15 protein-coding genes and 3 pseudogenes are annotated in these 16,178 nt (G+C 70.8%); 11 read left to right on the top strand and 7 right to left on the bottom strand.

All coding sequences use genetic code 11. The features are described 5' to 3' along the window. Positions 1 to 58: 58 nt before the first annotated feature. Positions 59 to 1,252, bottom strand: a complete 1,194-nt coding sequence (locus H5397_RS10165) for a S1C family serine protease (RefSeq protein ID WP_182817151.1) — start codon at positions 1,250 to 1,252, stop codon at positions 59 to 61. 73 nt (positions 1,253 to 1,325) lie between these two features. On the opposite strand from H5397_RS10165, the gene topA reads away from it, so the two are divergent. Then, a complete protein-coding gene (gene topA / locus H5397_RS10170; protein WP_182817153.1) occupies positions 1,326 to 4,016 on the top strand; it encodes a type I DNA topoisomerase in 2,691 nt (896 codons plus the stop codon). 172 nt (positions 4,017 to 4,188) lie between these two features. Here the strand turns inward: topA and H5397_RS10175 are convergent, their stop codons facing one another. Then, positions 4,189 to 4,845, bottom strand: coding sequence for a TetR/AcrR family transcriptional regulator (locus H5397_RS10175; RefSeq protein WP_182817155.1), 657 nt, complete (start codon positions 4,843 to 4,845; stop codon positions 4,189 to 4,191). Positions 4,846 to 4,932: 87 nt separating this feature from the next. On the opposite strand from H5397_RS10175, the gene H5397_RS10180 reads away from it, so the two are divergent. Together H5397_RS10180 and H5397_RS10185 are read left to right on the top strand one after the other, a co-directional pair. Beyond that, positions 4,933 to 5,394 (top strand): DUF6326 family protein, encoded by a 462-nt coding sequence (locus H5397_RS10180; protein ID WP_182817157.1) that lies wholly within the window; start codon positions 4,933 to 4,935, stop codon positions 5,392 to 5,394. Positions 5,395 to 5,408: 14 nt separating this feature from the next. After that, positions 5,409 to 6,614: a DUF4440 domain-containing protein gene (locus tag H5397_RS10185; RefSeq protein ID WP_182817159.1), complete on the top strand. Its 1,206-nt coding sequence runs from the start codon at positions 5,409 to 5,411 to the stop codon at positions 6,612 to 6,614. Positions 6,615 to 6,693: 79 nt separating this feature from the next. Here H5397_RS10185 and H5397_RS10190 read toward each other — a convergent pair whose 3' ends face one another. Continuing rightward, positions 6,694 to 7,146, bottom strand: a complete 453-nt coding sequence (locus H5397_RS10190) for an NUDIX domain-containing protein (RefSeq protein ID WP_182817161.1) — start codon at positions 7,144 to 7,146, stop codon at positions 6,694 to 6,696. Between the two features lie 77 nt (positions 7,147 to 7,223). Here H5397_RS10190 and H5397_RS19155 point away from each other — a divergent pair. From H5397_RS19155 to H5397_RS10215, 5 genes and pseudogenes are all read left to right on the top strand, one after another. Further along, positions 7,224 to 7,674: pseudogene (locus H5397_RS19155) on the top strand (molybdopterin-dependent oxidoreductase); the annotation flags it as partial. Beyond that, positions 7,674 to 8,093, top strand: a pseudogene (locus H5397_RS10200) (molybdopterin dinucleotide binding domain-containing protein); the annotation flags it as partial. The pseudogenes H5397_RS19155 and H5397_RS10200, both read left to right, overlap by 1 nt. Beyond that, entirely contained in the window at positions 8,093 to 9,031 is a 939-nt protein-coding gene (locus H5397_RS10205; RefSeq protein WP_182817165.1) for a 4Fe-4S dicluster domain-containing protein, read from the top strand. The pseudogene H5397_RS10200 and the gene H5397_RS10205, both read left to right, overlap by 1 nt. After that, on the top strand, positions 9,028 to 9,423 hold the full coding sequence (gene nrfD, locus H5397_RS18865; RefSeq protein ID WP_182817167.1) for an NrfD/PsrC family molybdoenzyme membrane anchor subunit: 396 nt from the start codon (positions 9,028 to 9,030) through the stop codon (positions 9,421 to 9,423). The genes H5397_RS10205 and nrfD overlap by 4 nt, the downstream gene beginning before the upstream one ends. A 6-nt stretch (positions 9,424 to 9,429) precedes the next feature. Beyond that, positions 9,430 to 9,660 carry a hypothetical protein gene (locus tag H5397_RS10215; RefSeq protein WP_182817169.1) on the top strand — a complete coding sequence of 77 codons (231 nt, stop codon included), beginning with the start codon at positions 9,430 to 9,432 and terminating at the stop codon, positions 9,658 to 9,660. A gap of 232 nt (positions 9,661 to 9,892) precedes the next feature. On the opposite strand, the gene H5397_RS10220 is transcribed toward H5397_RS10215, so the two are convergent. The 3 genes from H5397_RS10220 to H5397_RS18260 all read right to left on the bottom strand — a co-directional run bounded on the left by H5397_RS10220 (position 9,893) and on the right by H5397_RS18260 (position 12,591). Continuing rightward, on the bottom strand, positions 9,893 to 10,507 hold the full coding sequence (locus H5397_RS10220) for a TetR/AcrR family transcriptional regulator (protein WP_182817171.1): 615 nt from the start codon (positions 10,505 to 10,507) through the stop codon (positions 9,893 to 9,895). Continuing rightward, positions 10,504 to 12,126, bottom strand: coding sequence for an MFS transporter (locus H5397_RS10225; RefSeq protein ID WP_182817173.1), 1,623 nt, complete (start codon positions 12,124 to 12,126; stop codon positions 10,504 to 10,506). Before H5397_RS10225 ends, H5397_RS10220 begins: the two co-directional genes overlap by 4 nt. A gap of 84 nt (positions 12,127 to 12,210) precedes the next feature. Further along, positions 12,211 to 12,591, bottom strand: coding sequence for a hypothetical protein (locus H5397_RS18260; protein ID WP_255438811.1), 381 nt, complete (start codon positions 12,589 to 12,591; stop codon positions 12,211 to 12,213). On the opposite strand from H5397_RS18260, the gene H5397_RS10235 reads away from it, so the two are divergent. Continuing rightward, entirely contained in the window at positions 12,485 to 12,853 is a 369-nt protein-coding gene (locus H5397_RS10235; RefSeq protein WP_309224331.1) for an HNH endonuclease signature motif containing protein, read from the top strand. The genes H5397_RS18260 and H5397_RS10235 overlap by 107 nt on opposite strands. Positions 12,854 to 13,111: 258 nt before the next feature. Beyond that, entirely contained in the window at positions 13,112 to 14,674 is a 1,563-nt protein-coding gene (locus H5397_RS10240; protein ID WP_182817176.1) for a heparan-alpha-glucosaminide N-acetyltransferase domain-containing protein, read from the top strand. Here the strand turns inward: H5397_RS10240 and H5397_RS10245 are convergent. Then, positions 14,653 to 15,144 carry a response regulator transcription factor gene (locus tag H5397_RS10245; RefSeq protein ID WP_220492174.1) on the bottom strand — a complete coding sequence of 164 codons (492 nt, stop codon included), beginning with the start codon at positions 15,142 to 15,144 and terminating at the stop codon, positions 14,653 to 14,655. The two genes, H5397_RS10240 and H5397_RS10245, sit on opposite strands and share 22 nt — an antisense overlap. A gap of 153 nt (positions 15,145 to 15,297) precedes the next feature. Between H5397_RS10245 and H5397_RS10250 the strand changes: the two are divergent. Beyond that, positions 15,298 to 16,178 (top strand): annotated as a pseudogene (locus tag H5397_RS10250) (topoisomerase C-terminal repeat-containing protein); the annotation flags it as partial.

The raw sequence follows: 16,178 nt of genomic DNA on the forward strand, positions 1-16,178 counted from the left end.
CCCACCGTCTCGTCCCGGCCCATCAGAGGTCGGGTCGGGGTCGTCGCCGCCGGTGAACTCAGTTGAGCGGGCTCGCCTTCGGCGTGATGGGGGCGGTGCGTTCGCGGCCGGACGCCGTGGTCCAGGTGATGGTCACCGTGGAGTCGGGCTCGACCGTGTCCAGCACGTCGGACAGCTCGGAGCGCGTGCGCACCCGCTGGCCGTCCAGGGAGAGGATCGTGTCGCCTGCCGCCAGGCCGGTCCGGGCCGCCGGGGTGTCGGGCTGGACGTCGGAGACGATGACGGCCGAGGAGTCGTCGGCCTCGACGATCACGCCCAGGTAGGCCTTGGGGCCGATCACGACGGTGCCGGACTCGTCGCCGGCGCGGATCCTGTCGACCACGTCGAGCGCCTCGCGGATCGGGACGGCGTAGACCTGCTTGTCCTCGGTCTCGCCGTCGCCGGTGCTGCTGCCGGCAGTGGTCATGCCGAGCACCTCGCTCTCGGCGTCGTACATGGGACCGCCGGAGTCCCCGGGCCAGGCCGGGGCGTTGGTCTCGATGAGGCCGCGCAACCGCTGGGGCGGGTCGTTGACGTTGGCGCCCTTGACGTTGATCTGGCGGTCGAGCTCGAGAATGTTGCCGCGGTGGGCCGACACGTAGCCCTGCCCGTTGGCGTTGCCCGCGGCCACCACGATGTCGCCGATGCGCACCGGGTCGGAGTCGATGGTGACGACGTCGAGGTTGCTCGCGCGGTCCAGCTTGAGCAGGGCCACGTCCTTGGTCGCGTCCCGGCCGACGAGCTCGGCGGTGTGCCGGCGCCCGGTCGCCGCGATGGTGACGGTGATCGCCTCGGTCGAGCGCACCACGTGGTAGTTGGTCAGCACGTAGCCGTCGGGGGTGAGCACCATGCCTGTGCCCGCCACGCCCTCGGCGGGCGTGCGGCCCGTGATCAGGACGACGCCGCGCTTGAGGTCGTCGGTGACGTCGACGGGGCCGACCGATTGCTCGGGCAGGGGACGCGCGGAGTCCTGGGGCGTGGTCTGCGGCAGCCCGGGCGTGGGGCCGGGATCGGACACCGCCGGGCTGGGGGTGACCACCGTCGGGGCGGGCGAGGGCTGCAGCCGCTCGAGCCACGTCGAGGTGGAGGTGGTCAGGGCGATCGCGCTGCCGAACTGGCTGAACATGGCCATCAGCACCCCCAGCACCACCAGCACCAGCGAGGGTGGGCGTGGCGCCGGGCGCGGGCTCGGGGGAGGCCAGGGCGCGGTCACCCGGTCAGTCTAGGAGGACCGGCAAGGGCAACCGGAGGCGTCCGTCTTGACGCGAGGCGCTATTGTCCGGCCCGTGGGAACAGATACCAAGCGTCGGCTCGTGATCGTGGAGTCGCCCGGCAAGGTGCGCAGCATCGCCCAGTACCTGGGCGAGGGCTACGTCGTCGAGGCGTCGATCGGTCACGTGCGCGACCTGCCCACCGGTGCGGCCGAGGTGCCTGCCAAGTACAAGGGTGAGAAGTGGGCGCGCACCGGCGTCAACGTCGAGAACGACTTCGAGCCGCTCTACGTCGTGCAGGCCGACAAGAAGGCGACGATCCGCAAGCTCAAGGATGCGCTGAAGAACGTCGACGAGCTCTACCTCGCCACCGATGAGGACCGCGAGGGCGAGGCCATCGCGTGGCACCTGCTGCAGGAGCTGAAGCCCAAGGTCCCCGTGAAGCGGATGGTGTTCCACGAGATCACCCCCGACGCGATCCGGGCGGCCGTCGCCGCACCGCGCGAGCTCGACACCGATCTCGTCGACGCGCAGGAGACCCGCCGCATCCTCGACCGCCTCTACGGCTACGAGGTCAGCCCCGTGCTGTGGAAGAAGGTCATGCCGCGCCTGTCGGCCGGCCGCGTGCAGTCCGTCGCGACCCGGCTGGTCGTCGACCGCGAGCGCGAGCGGATGGCGTTCCGCTCCGCGAGCTACGCCGACCTGACCGTGACCCTGGACGCCGCGGGTCACGACCCCGACTCCTTCACCGCGCGGGTCGCCTCCGCGGCCGGCCTGAAGGTGGCCTCGGGCCGCGACTTCGACTCGCTTGGCCGCCTGACCGCGAAGAAGGCCCTGCACCTCGACCTCGAGGGCGCGCAGGCGCTGGCCGCCGCGCTCACCGGGGCGTCCGTGGTCGTGGACGCCGTGGAGGCCAAGCCGTACACGCGGCGTCCGTACCCGCCCTTCCGCACCACCACGCTGCAGCAGGACGCCGGCCGCAAGCTCGGCTTCACCGCCCAGCGCACGATGTCGGTGGCGCAGGCGCTGTACGAGGGCGGTTTCATCACCTACATGCGTACCGACTCCACGACGCTGTCGGGGTCGGCGATCGCGGCCGCCCGCGCGCAGGTCAAGGAGCTCTACGGGGACGCCTACCTGCCCGACAAGCCCCGCACCTACACCTCGAAGGTCAAGAACGCCCAGGAGGCGCACGAGGCCATCCGCCCGGCGGGTGACCACTTCCGGACGCCGCAGGCGACGGGCCTGCGCGGGGACGAGTTCCGGCTCTACGACCTCATCTGGAAGCGCACGGTCGCCTCGCAGATGAAGGACGCCGAGGGCCAGACCGTCACGATCACGATGACCGCCCGGCCGTCCGCGGCCGTCGAGGTGGCCGACGCCACCTCGGGCGAGGTGCGGCAGGTGGCCGAGGCCGGGCTCACGGCGTCCGGTCGGACGATCACGTTCCCGGGCTTCCTGAAGGCCTACGTCGAGGCGCGTGACGAGGGCGCCGCCGACGACGCCACCGCCAACCTCCCCGCGGTGGAGCAGGGCGAGAAGCTCGCCATCGCCGGGGTCGAGGCTGACGACCACGCCACCCGCCCGCCGGCCCGCTACACCGAGCCGTCGCTGGTGGCCAAGCTCGAGGAGCTCGAGATCGGCCGGCCGTCGACCTACGCGTCGATCATCCGCACGATCACGGCGCGTGACTACGTGTTCAAGAAGGGCACCGCGCTGGTGCCGACGTGGCTCGCGTTCGCCGTGACCCGCCTGCTGGAGGAGCACTTCACCCGGCTGGTCGACTACCAGTTCACCGCCGAGATGGAGGACGTGCTCGACGAGATCGCCGCCGGCTCGGCCGACCGCGTCGCGACGCTCAAGGAGTTCTACTTCGGCCCCGAGGGCGAGGGCGGCTACGAGGGCCTGCAGTCGCTGGTCGAGCACCTGGGCGAGATCGACGCGCGGGCGCTGTCGACGTTCCACCCCGTCGGGGGCGAGGAGTCCGGCATCGCGGTGCGCGTGGGTCGCTACGGCACCTACATCGAGGACGCCGACGGCAACCGGGCCAACGTCGAGGAGGACCTGCCGCCCGACGAGCTGACCGTCGAGAAGGCCCAGGAGCTGCTGGCGACCCCGGCCGGCGCCGAGCGCGAACTCGGGGTGGATGCGGCGTCCGGCAAAGCGGTCGTGGCGAAGAACGGGCGGTTCGGCCCCTACGTCACCGAGGTGCTGCCCGAGGGCTCGCCCAAGACGGCCAAGCCGCGCACGGCGTCGCTGTTCAAGGACATGTCGCTGGAGACCGTCACCCTCGACCAGGCGCTGCAGCTGATGAGCCTGCCGCGCGTGGTCGGGGCGATCGACGGCGAGGAGGTCACCGCCCAGAACGGCCGCTACGGCCCGTACCTGAAGAAGGGCACCGACTCCCGCTCGCTGGAGAACGAGGACCAGCTCTTCACCGTGACGCTGGAGGAGGCGACCGCGATCTTCGCCCAGCCGAAGACGCGCGGACGCCGCGCCGCCGTCGCGCCACTGAAAGAGCTCGGGAACGATCCGGTGTCCGGCAAACCGATCGTCGTCAAGGACGGCCGGTTCGGGCCGTACGTCACCGACGGCGAGACCAACGCGACCCTCCGCAAGGCGGACTCGATCGAGGCGATCACGCCCGGGCGTGCGGCCGAACTGCTCGCCGAGAAGCGCGCCAAGGGCCCCGCCCCGAAGAAGACCCCAACGCGGCGGACGACGACCCGCAAGGCTCCCGCGAAGAAGCCGGCCGCCAAAAAGTAGGCGGTCGGCCGGGGTGTCTGGCCGGAGCGCGCCCGCCCTGTCGCGGGACGTCGCAAGCTGAAGGACGCCGCTTGCAGCGGGGCGGGCCCGATCGCCATCGCTGTGTACTTCGCGCTGCGCGCCCATGGCATCGATGACGCCCTCGAAGGCACGATCAGGGTCTCCGGCGGTCCTATGCGACTCGGGTGGCGTCGAGCTGAGCCTGGATGGCGTCGAGGATGAGGGTGAGTCCGTTGTCGAATTCACTCGGGTAGGTGTAGTCGCCCCTGCTCAGCAGTTCGGTCAGCGACCGTGAGAGGTTCGGGTAGGCGCCCGGGTCGGGTGAGACGGTTGCCGCGAACTCAGCTTCTGCGCCCGGGCTGGGCGGGAACGGGAGATTGGTCTCACTGAGCGCAAAGCCGTAAACGAAGGCATCCACGGTTGAAAAGGCGAGCGTCGCCAGTGGAGCAGTGAACCCGGCGGCGAAGAGCCAACCGAGGACCCTGTCGTGATGAGTCAGCAAGGCCGCACTCGGCGCAGGCCGTGATTCGATCATCGCGATCGACCACGGGTGAGCGACGAATACGGCGCGGGCGGATCGGGCGCGCGTTTCCATGGCCTCCCGCCACGGCGCATCTCGCGGAGGAAGATCGATCTTGGCGATGGCCCATTCGGCGAGCGCGTCGAGGAGATCATCTTTGCTCGAGACATGGTGATAGAGCGACATGCCCTCGACTCCGAGCTCGCCGCCCACGCTTCGCATCGAGACACCAGCGAGACCGGACCGGTCGGCGACAGCAGCTGCCGCGGCTATCACGCGTTCCCTCGTCAAGGTCCCTCGTCGGCTCACTGTGACATCATTGCGTAACTTACGGTCGTAAGAGTAGGATCTGGCGGCAAGCCTTACATGTGTAAGTCTCTATCCCAAGGAGCCCGCATGACCGTCGACCACTCCTTCCCGTCCCGGCCGCTCGATCCGAGAGTCCGGCTCGCCGCGCTCTGGACGAGCGTCATGTTTCTCGTCGCGTTCGTCGACATCTTCGCGTTCTACCGCGCTGACCTCCGGGAGCAGATCGAGGCAGGACGCGCTTTCGTGTTCACCATCAATGAAGCCTTCATGTTGGGCATCGTTCTGTACGTCGCAGTGCCCTCACTGATGGTTGCCGCGTCGGTACTGATCCCGCGGGGGGTTAATCGGTTGATGCAAATCGTGGTCGCGGCAGTGTTCGCCCTCACGATCATCGGGGCTGCGGTCGGCGAGTGGAGCTACTACCTCGTTGCCAGCGGCATCGAGCTCGCGCTCCTCGCAGGGGTCATCGCTGTCGCGGTCCGATGGAAGGACACTCCGCTGGTCACAGCGCGAGACCTCGCGGCGGCCCGAGCCTCCCGGGACGCGTGAGGGTGAGCCCGCGAGTGACCCGCTCACGACAAGCGCGCACGTTCCTCACCATCACTTTCGGCGCTGTCCTGCTGCTGTGCTTCCCGGCGCTGATCGGCGTCGATGCCGACTACCTGGGGGTTGCCACGCCTCTTGCGCAGTGGATTCCCGCACTTGCGGTCATTCTTGCGGTCAGACCCGTGCGCGGCAGCCGAGCCCTGCGAGGCTCGTGGCGCGCCTCACCCTTCGGCGGGGCGCGCACCTGGATCGTCATCGGGCTCATCACGGCCGCCATCCTCGGTGTCGCCGCGGCGCAGATCGTTGTGGGCGTCGCCGTGGGCGTCGTCTCGTGGTCACCCGATCCTGCCATCGGCGAGACTGCTCTGCTCGTTCTCCCCGTGGCGCTGCTCGCCCTCCTCTCCGCAACAGGTGAGGAGTTCGGCTGGCGGGGATTCCTCTGGACCCGCGTCCGAGGGAATCGTGGGTTCTGGTGGACCGCCCTCGCTGTCGGTGCCGTCTGGGCCGTCTGGCATCTCCCACTGCTCGTCGCATACGGCGCTCAGGGGGACCTGTCCTGGCGAACCGTGCTCGGAACGACGGTCGACCTCCTGATGGCCTCGCTCGTCCTCGGCGCCGGGCGCGAGCTTTCCGGGAGCGTGTGGCCAGCTGCATGGGGCCATGCACTGGTCAATTCCGTCCTCGTCTTCGCGACCACCGCCTTCGTCACACCCGCGACGCAACTTCCCGATTCAGCGTTCTGGGTGTACAAGGCTCTCGGCTGGGCGGTGTGGGTGGGTGCGGCGGCGGGGATGCTTGCTCTCCGACGGCGCCTCCTCATCGCACCCGCGCGAGACGTCACCGGGCGCAGCCTCGACGAAACCGAGGATGCGCTGCTGGAAGCGATGCGCACGAGCGATGTCGACGCCCTACGCGCTCTGCTTGCCGAGGATCTGCGCTTTCGCCCGCCCGACGGTTCAGTGGTCGATCGCGCAGCCGATCTGCACGCACACGCTTCCGGAGCACTGAGGTTCCTGCAGATCGAGGAAACGCATCGAACGACGGAGCAGCAGAAAGGGAGGGGAAGCACAGTGTCGCGGTCACGGGTTCACCTTGTCGACCGCGGGCGCATCGCGGAGGCGACGATGACCTATCGCCGTTCGTGGGCGATCGTCGGGGGCCGCTGGCAGGTCGTCGCAGGCAGCGCCGAGATTGTGAACGACGAGGAAGCAGTGGATCCGTGACTACTCACGCTGAAACAGCTCCTCCGCCCACTGCGAGCAACTCCGATCGCCAGTACGCGTTGCAGCAGGTGCTGGGGTCCTACGCCTGAGGCGTCCGACGCGCCACCAGGGCCGGGATGACGTGCTCGACCAGCATGGGTGAGAGCGAGGCGTCCGCGGCGTAGTCGCACGCGGGATCGATCGGCAGCCAGCGCAGCTCCTCGATCTCGGCCGACGCCGCCGGCTCGCCCGGCAACGGCGCAGCGAACACGTCGGACGCGATCCTCAAGCCGGGTTCGTTGGCCGCCCCGGCTGTCCAGTGGCCCAGGAGCCACACGGCAGCGGGGTCGAGGGCCAGTGACACCTCTTCGGCCACCTCGCGCAGGACGGCGTCCAGGTGCGTCTCGCCCGCCTCGACCTTGCCGCCAGACAGCATGAACCGCGACGTGCCGCGCTTGCGCACCAGCAACAGCTGCCCGAGCCGGTCGAGCAGCGTGCACGACACGACGAAGAAGTCGGGCGCCGGGCCGGTCGGGGAGTCCACGGCGTCCATCCAACCTTGTCCGCGGCCCCTCTGCGAACGTGACCCGACCTCTGGGCACTGTCGGCGGCAGGGGCTAGGGCGCCGCCATGGCGTTCCTCGGTTGGCCCGTGCTCCGCCAGGTCGCCACGCGCGACTGGCTGGGCCGCGGGCCGTCCGTCACCTCCCCGACCACGGCCGAGGCGGGCGCCCGTACCTCTACGGCCGACCGCGTCGCGCAGAGCGTGTGCCCCTACTGTGCGGTCGGCTGCGGCCAGCGCATCTTCGTCCGGGATGGGCATCGCCTCCCTCGGCGGCGCGACGCTGGACAACGAGGAGAACTACCTCATCAAGAAGCTGTTCACGGCGGCCGGCGCGATCCAGATCGAGAACCAGGCGCGCATATGACACTCCGCCACGGTCCCCGGTCTGGGGGCCTCGTTCGGCCGGGGAGGCGCCACCCAGTCACTCCAGGATCTCGCACAGTCTGACTGCATCGTCATCCAGGGCTCCAACATGGCCGAGTGCCACCCGGTGGGGTTCCAGTGGGTGACCGAGGCTGGCTGCCCTACCTGGCCGAGCTGCAGCCGGAGATGTTCTGCGAGGTCTCTCCCGAGCTGGCGGCCGAGCGCGACCTGGTCAACGGTGGCTGGGCCACCCTGGTGTCGCCGCGGGCGGCCATCGAGGCACGCGTGCTCGTCACCGACCGGATGCGCCCGCTGGCCGTCAGGGGCCGGACCGTCCACCAGATCGGCCTGCCCTACCACTGGGGCGTGGGCGGGCATGCTGTGGTGGAGGGCGACGCCGCCAACGACCTGCTGGGGCTCGCGCTCGACCCGAACGTCCAGATCTAGGAGTCCAAGGTGGGTTCGTGCGACATCAGGCCCGGACGCCGACCGCGCGGCCCCGCGGTGCTCGAACTGGTGGCCGAGTACCAGCGTCGGGCCGGGCTCACGCCCGACACCTCGAAGGAGGCCTGATGGGGTTCCGCAAGGGGTTCTTCACCGATACCTCCATCTGCATCGGCTGCAAGGCCTGTGAGGTCGCCTGCAAGGAGTGGAACCGCGTCCCCGCGCGCACGGACGCCGACGGCCCTGCCTGGCAGGGGTCGTCCTACGACAACTCCGGGCACCTGGGCGCCAACACCTGGCGGCACGTCGCGTTCATCGAGCAGGGCCCCGACCAGCTGGCCCGCGCCAAGGCGTCCGGCGCGGTGCTGCTGGGGATGCCGAAGCGGACGGCTGAGCCCACCCGGCTGGCTGAGCCAGTCGAAGCCCCCGCCGAGCCGGTCGGCCTGCCCGCCGTCCGCTGGCTGATGAGCTCGGACGTCTGCAAGCACTGCACGCACGCGGGGTGCCTGGACGTGTGCCCGACGGGCGCGCTGTTCCGCAGCGAGTACGGCACGGTCGTGGTGCAGGCCGACGTCTGCAACGGGTGCGGCTACTGCGTGGCCGCCTGCCCGTTCGGTGTCATCGAGCGCCGCGAGAAGGGCGTCGTCGAGATCGGCGACGGCACGCAGGAGCCGGTGCCGAACGGAGGCGTCGCCCAGAAGTGCACGCTCTGCTACGACCTCCTGCGCGACGGCCAGACCCCGGCCTGCGCGCAGACGTGCCCGACGACGTCCATCAGCTTCGGCGGCCACACCGACATGGTCGCCAAGGCGCGGGCCCGGCTCGCGACGCTGCATGAGCAGGGCCACACGGAGGCTCGCCTCTACGGCGCCAACCCCGACGACGGTGTCGGCGGCACCGGGTCGGTGTTCCTCCTCATGGACGAGCCCGAGGCCTACGGGCTGCCGCCCGACCCCGTCGTGACCACCCGCGATCTGCCCCGCATGTTCACCCTCGCCGGCATGGCGGGCACCGCCATGATCGGCGTCGCCCTCGGCGTGTTCGCCGCGTTCGGGAGGCCCTCGTGACCACCAGCCCCTTCGACGCCGACCGGCCCCCCGAGCCTCCCCGCGACGGACGCCGGCGCCGTCGCCGGGCCGGTCGCCGAGGCGACCCGAACGCGACCGTCCCGGACGCCGAGTTCCGCTCCTACTACGGCCGCCCCATCGTCAAGCAGGCGCCGTGGGGTCACGAGATCGCGTACTACCTGTTCCTGGGCGGGCTCGCCGCGGGGTCTGGCCTCGTCGGCGCCGGGGCGCACCTGACCGGGCGCCCCACCCTGCGCCGCAACGCCCGGCTGGGGGCGCTGGCGTCCGTCGGGCTGGGCGGGGTGGCGCTCATCGCCGACTTGGGGCGTCCGGAGCGCGCGCTCAACATGATGCGGACCGCCAAGGCCGATCCGCCGCGGCGCCTCGTGTAGACCTGGGTGGCCGCCTGGCACAGCGAGGAGACGACCCTGACCTGGGAACTCGTCGAATACGTCGGGCCGCTCACCGGCCTGACCCTAACTCACGACTGCACCGGCGCGCAGCACACCGCCCGCGACATCGAGGGCACCGGCAATGCCGAGCAGGGCGGCGGCGGGTGGCCGTGGATCCTCGCCGGCCTCAAGACCCACCTGGAGACCGGTCGCCAGATGGTCGGCTCCGGCTCCTGAGCTGGGCGGCAGGAGGGCCGCTGGCCACTTCGGGCGACATGCTGCTCGAAGTGGCCAGCCTCCGTTGGCTCGGGCAGTCCAGGCAACGGGGCGCTGGCCATTCTGGGCGAAGTGCTGCGCGAAGTAGCTAGCGCTTGCCCGTCCGGGCCCGCAGGAGGCAGGGCCCGTCACTTCGGGCGAATTGCTGCGAAGTAGCGAGCGCCCTCCGGCGCGCTGAGGCTCGTGACGCGCGCTACTCACCGGACGGGCGCAACCGCGCGGCCGTGGTGCGGGCCAGGTCGTCGAGCACGGCGTCGAGCAGCGCGTCGTCACGATCCACCAGCCACGCGATGCCGAGTCCGAACATCGCGCCGAGCAGCTGCTCGGCCAGCAGCGGCACCGGCGCGTCCCACTCGCCGCTGCACCGCCGGGCCAGATCATTCAGCAGGCGCTCGGCGCCGGCGCGGTACTCGGCCCCCGACTGCTGAATCAGGTCACGCAGCGCCGGGTCGCGCGCGGCCATGAGCGTCAGCTCCTGGAGCACGAGTTCGGTCTCCGGGTCGTCCTTGATGCTCGCGGCGTAGGCGCGAAATGCGGCGCCGAGCACCTGCCCCGGCGTATCGCCCGATTGCCCGGCGCGGGCGAAGTAGTTCACCGCGTGCTCGGTGTCGGCCACGATGACGGCCTGCAGCATCGCCTCCTTGGAGGAGAACGCGTAGTGCACCGACCCGTGCGACACCCCCGCCTCGGTGGCCACCGCCCGGGTCGTGACCGTCCAGGCTCCGTCTCGCCGCATCACCCGCAGCGCCGCCTCGGCGAGCTCGGCCCGTCGCTGCGCGACCGGCATCTGCTTGCGGCGAGCGGTCATCGGCGCGCGGAGACGGTCCGCTCGGCGGTCTCGGCCGGTTCTGCAGCCTCTACCGATTCGGTCGGTTCGCGGGTGGCAGTCGCCCCGGGAGTGTCCCCGTCGGCCGCGACTGCGCGCTGGGCGTCCGCCAGACCGAGCTCCTCGCGCGTCACCAGCCAGCGGCCCGCAACGACGCCCGCCAGCAGCAGCACCGCCACACCAACCGCCATCGTCACGTTCATCCCGGCCAGGAACGCGTCGGCGGCGCTCGCGCGCAGCGCGTCCCCCACTCCGGCGGGGAGCGTGTCGGCCAGTTCGTAGGCGGCGCCGAGCGTTTGGCGGGCCGCGCTCAGCTGCGCGGCGCTCACGCCGGGCACGTCGTCGAGTCCGCGGGCGTACACCGCCAGCCCGATGGTGCCGAGCACCGCGGTGCCCATCGCGCCGCCGAACTCGTACCCCGTCTCCGAGATGGCGGACGCGGCGCCCGCCCGCTGTGGTGGCGCCGCGGTGAGGATGACGTCGTTGGTCAGGGTCTCGGCCAGGCCGATGCCGAGGCCGAGCAGCACCGAGGCGAGCGGGAACACGGCGATGCCGGCACCGTCGTTCAGGCGGGTGGCCACGGCGAATCCGGCTGCGCTGATGAGCAATCCGAGCACGACCACGCCGCGCACGGGCAGCACGCGGGCCAGCGCCGGCGAGGTGAGCGCGCCCACCACCGTGGCGATCGCCAGCGGCAGCAGCCACATTCCGGCGAGCGCAGGGTTCATGCCGTGCACGAGCATGAGGTACTGCGGCAGAAAGAACATCGCCCCGACCAGCGCGAACACCGCCAGCACGTTGGTGGTCACCGCGCCGGAGAAGCCGGGCTCGGTGAACAGCCTCACGTCGATCATGGGGTTGGCCAGGCGGCGCTGGCGGCGCACGAACACCCACAACAGCGCGACGCCGCCGACGAGCGTGAGCGCGACGGGCCAGCTCGGGTCCTTCACCGCGGTCTTCAGCGCGTAGACGACGCCGAGCAGCCCAGCGATGACCAGCAGCGCGGAGGCGGGGTCGAACGGTCCTGGGTGAGGATCCCTCGACTCCGGCACGAGCAGCGCGCACGCGAGCACGAAGACGAGCATGATCGGCGCGTTGATGAGGAACACCGAGCCCCACCAGAACTGCTCGATGAGGGCGCCCCCGAGCACCGGGCCGATCGCGGCTCCGCCGGAGAACGATGCAGCCCAGATCGCGATGGCGATGCGCCGCTCGCCGCGCTCGGGGAAGATCGAGCGCAGCAGCCCCAGGGTCGAGGGCATCAGGGTCGCGCCGCCCAGGCCGAGCAGCGCGCGGGCGGCGATGAGCATCTCCGGCGAGGTGGCGAACGCGGCCATCACGGAGGCGAGCCCGAAGAGCGGGGCGCCGATGAGCAGGAGACGGCGGCGCCCGATCCGGTCTCCGACGCTGCCCATGAGCACGAGTAGTCCGGCCAGCAGGAACGAATAGAGGTCGAAGATCCACAGCAGTTGCGTGGACGTCGGCTTGAGATCCGCGCTCAGGGCCGGCACGGCGATGCCGAGCACGGTCATGTCGATGCTGATGAGAAGCACGGGCAGGATCAACACTGCCAGGGCGGACCAGCGGCGGGCGGCGGACACGGGGCACCTTCGCCTTCTGTGCGACGGAGTGGGGTCGCCGACCAGTGTGACAAAGTTTGGCCATATGGCCAAACTTGTTCCGGCTCAGAACGTGAAGCGGGTGCAGTCGGTGGGGAAGTCGAACCAGGCCATGGCCCGGCGCGGCGTGATGATGCGCAGACCGCCGCCGTCTTGACCGACCCAGGCGTCGGGCTCCGGGGCGTAGCCGGCGTCGGCGTACTTGCCGAAGGCCTGCGTCAGCCGCACGCCAAGATCGTCGGGTTCGGCTCGGGTGGCGTGGGATTCGCCCTCGATGATGACGACCTCGGTGCCGCTTTCGAGCGTCAGCGTGACCGCCGGGTTCTTCTCGACGTTGCGTGTGTGCCGGGGCGACAAGGGCTGTAGCTTCCCCGGTTGCGACCGGCCACCGTCCTGGTGCCAGGCCCACCACATCCGCCACTGGATCGACGGCGGCGTGACAGACATCGACAACCTGACCCTCCTCTGCGAACGGCACCACCACGTCGTGCACACCCGCGGCTCCACCGCCACCGCCACCACCGCCGCAGTTGGCTGGCCCATCCCTGCCCGTGGACACGCCCGAACACCCGCCGCTCAACCCATCGCCCTACTCACCCGACTCCACCGACGCGCGGCGCTGGACGGCGAATCGCCGCGCAACGAGCCAGCCGACGGGCGGTCCGGTCGCGGGCTGAGCGATGATCCCAGACGCCGGGTCAACAGATGACCGACGAGCGGTGCGCGGCCTTGGCTGTCGACCCCGGCCTGGATCAGGGTGTGAGGCGAGGCTGGCACGCGAAAGGGCCGCTGCGGCTCGTGTCGAAAACGGCAGTCTCCGGGTCCGCAACCAGCCACGTGCGAAGAGATCGTGTACCGCAGAAGCCGATTCGCGACCGGTCCCCCCGCGGAGCCAGCCGCAGCACCAGGTGTCGACGGGCCGCTCGGTCAAGCGGCGTTTCGCCTGCGCTTCCCGCATACTGAGGTGGTGGGGGCCACCGAACAAGGGTCGTCGCGGCGCCGGGGGGCCGACGATCCGATCACGACCAGCTTCACCGGGGACGACCTCGACGACGTCAGCCTCCGTGGGGATTCGCATTCACGCGAGCCGGTCATCGACGCCGCTCGCCAGGCCGCCACAGGGCAACGAGCCGCAGCGCACGCCATCGAATCGCGGGCCGCCGAGGCGGGGGCCCTCGAATCGAGGGCCAGTGAACCGGGGGCCAGGGAACCGGGGGCTCGTGAACTGAGGGTCAGCGAACCGAGGGTCAGCGAACCAAGGGTCAGCGAAGCGACTGCCCCCGACTCGGAAGTCGTGGACTCGGCCGCCAGCGGTGACACGGCCGCCTATGCACCCGACTCTGCCGATGCGCCCGGTTCCGCTGCGCCACGGATCATCAGCCTCGATGTCGCTCGCGGGCTCATGCTCGTCGTCAGCGTGGCGGTCAACGCGTGGATCACCGCGCCGGCCTGGTTCGAGCACGCCCCGTGGCAGGGGGTGCACCCCGTCGATCTGGTGTTCCCAACGTTCGTCGCGCTGAGCGGCGCGGGCCTAGCGTTCGCCTACTCGCGCCGCGTGCCGCTGCGGCCGATGGTGCACCGCGTCGTCGTGCTGACGCTCGCGGGCTTCGCCTACACCGCGCACGCGCAGTACTTGGCCACGGGAGGCCTTGACCTTGGCACTTTCCGGGTGCTCGGCGTGCTGCAGTTCTACGCCGCGCTCGTGCTGCTCGTCGCCCTGGCACACCTGCTGGTGCGCCGCTGGTGGGCCTGGCCGGTGTTCACGATCGTGCTCGCGGTGGCCTACGCCTACGCGCTGAGTTGGTTTGCCGCGGGCTGCCCGACCGGTGCGCTGACGCCGCAGTGCAACCCCTCGGGGGTCGTCGATCCTGCCGTGTTCGGCGCCGAACACATCTATCGTCAGGGCAGATTCGGGCACGATCCGGAGGGATTGGTCGCGCTGGTGGGCGCCCTGGTCGTCGCCTCGGCCGGGGCGAGCATCGGGCATCTGGTGAAGTCGTCGCGGCTGCCCACCGCGCGGCTGCTCGCGGTCGGGGCGCTCACGCTGGCGGCCTTCGCGGGTGTCGCCGCCGCCACCGCGCCGCTCGCGCCGCCCATGAAGCGGTTGTGGACCCCCGCATTCGGGCTCGGCGTCGCGACCGCCTGCGGGGCCGTGCTCCTGCTGCTCTACCTCGTGCTCGACCGTCCCGGCCGACAGCCTCGCGGCCAGGTCGCGAGCGTCGTCACCTACCCGCTGATCGGGCTCGGACGCAACAGCCTGCTCGTCTACTTCGGCTCGCACGTGCTGATGACCACGCTCGTGCTGCTCCCCCACGGCGCCAAGCGCCCCGACTCCCTCGCCGGCCGCCTCGCCGCCACCGCGCCCGGTGGCATCGACGAGGCCTTGTGGCTCGTGCTGCTCGCCGTCGCCGCCTGGACCGCGCTTGCCGCTCTGCTACACCACCACGGCCTCTACCTGCGCCCTTCCGGTGGTCGCCGCCCCCGCGCCGCCCGGAGTGACAGCGAAAGTCAGCCCTTGACGAGCTTGTAGCCGGCGCCCCGGACGGTGACGATGTGGTCAGCGCCGATCTTGGCGCGTAGGCGCTGCACATTAGCCTCCACGACGTGCGGGTCGCCCCACGCCGCGTCGCCCCACACCAGGTCGAGCAGCTGCGGGCGAGAGAGCACCCGGCCCGGGTGGTCGAGAAACGCCTCGAGCAGGCGGAACTCGGTGTTGGAGAGCGCGATCGGCTGCTCGCCGCGGCGCACGACCATGCCGGGGCGGTCGATGCGCAGGTCGCCGAGGGCCACCTGCGAGCCGTTCTCGGCTACGCGGCCGCGTCGAAGCACCGTCCGAAGGCGGGCCGCCAGCACGTCGCCGTCGAACGGCTTGACGACGTAGTCGTCGGCGCCCGCCTCGAAGCCGGCGAGCTGGTCGTGCGGCAGGTCCCGGGCGGTCAGCACCACCGCGGGCACGGTGCACCGCTCGCGGGCGCGGCGCACGAACGTGATGCCGTCCATGCGCGGCTCCGCCTTCTCGCGCCACAAATGGCCGCCTACACCGCCGTCCTCCTCTCGGACACCGCGACGCCCCTGTGGCACGAGTCGCACCGCGAGCTGCCGTTCCTGTTCGTGTCGTCGGGCCTGAGCGCTGGGTGCGGGCTGAGCCTGATTACGACCTACGCGTCGATCATCCGCACGATCACGGCGCGTGACTACGTGTTCAAGAAGGGCACCGCGCTGGTGCCGACGTGGCTCGCGTTCGCCGTGACCCGCCTGCTGGAGGAGCACTTCACCCGGCTGGTCGACTACCAGTTCACCGCCGAGATGGAGGACGTGCTCGACGAGATCGCCGCCGGCTCGGCCGACCGCGTCGCGACGCTCAAGGAGTTCTACTTCGGCCCCGAGGGCGAGGGCGGCTACGAGGGCCTGCAGTCGCTGGTCGAGCACCTGGGCGAGATCGACGCGCGGGCGCTGTCGACGTTCCACCCCGTCGGGGGCGAGGAGTCCGGCATCGCGGTGCGCGTGGGTCGCTACGGCACCTACATCGAGGACGCCGACGGCAACCGGGCCAACGTCGAGGAGGACCTGCCGCCCGACGAGCTGACCGTCGAGAAGGCCCAGGAGCTGCTGGCGACCCCGGCCGGCGCCGAGCGCGAACTCGGGGTGGATGCGGCGTCCGGCAAAGCGGTCGTGGCGAAGAACGGGCGGTTCGGCCCCTACGTCACCGAGGTGCTGCCCGAGGGCTCGCCCAAGACGGCCAAGCCGCGCACGGCGTCGCTGTTCAAGGACATGTCGCTGGAGACCGTCACCCTCGACCAGGCGCTGCAGCTGATGAGCCTGCCGCGCGTGGTCGGGGCGATCGACGGCGAGGAGGTCACCGCCCAGAACGGCCGCTACGGCCCGTACCTGAAGAAGGGCACCGACTCCCGCTCGCTGGAGAACGAGGACCAGCTCTTCACCGTGACGCTGGAGGAGGCGACCGCGATCTTCGCCCAGCCGAAGACGCGCGGACGCCGCGCCGCCGTCGCGCCACTGAAAGAGCTCGGGAACGA

Origin of the sequence: Propioniciclava sp. MC1683, from assembly GCF_014164675.1 — a bacterium.
In the GTDB taxonomy this organism is placed as follows: domain Bacteria; phylum Actinomycetota; class Actinomycetes; order Propionibacteriales; family Propionibacteriaceae; genus Propioniciclava.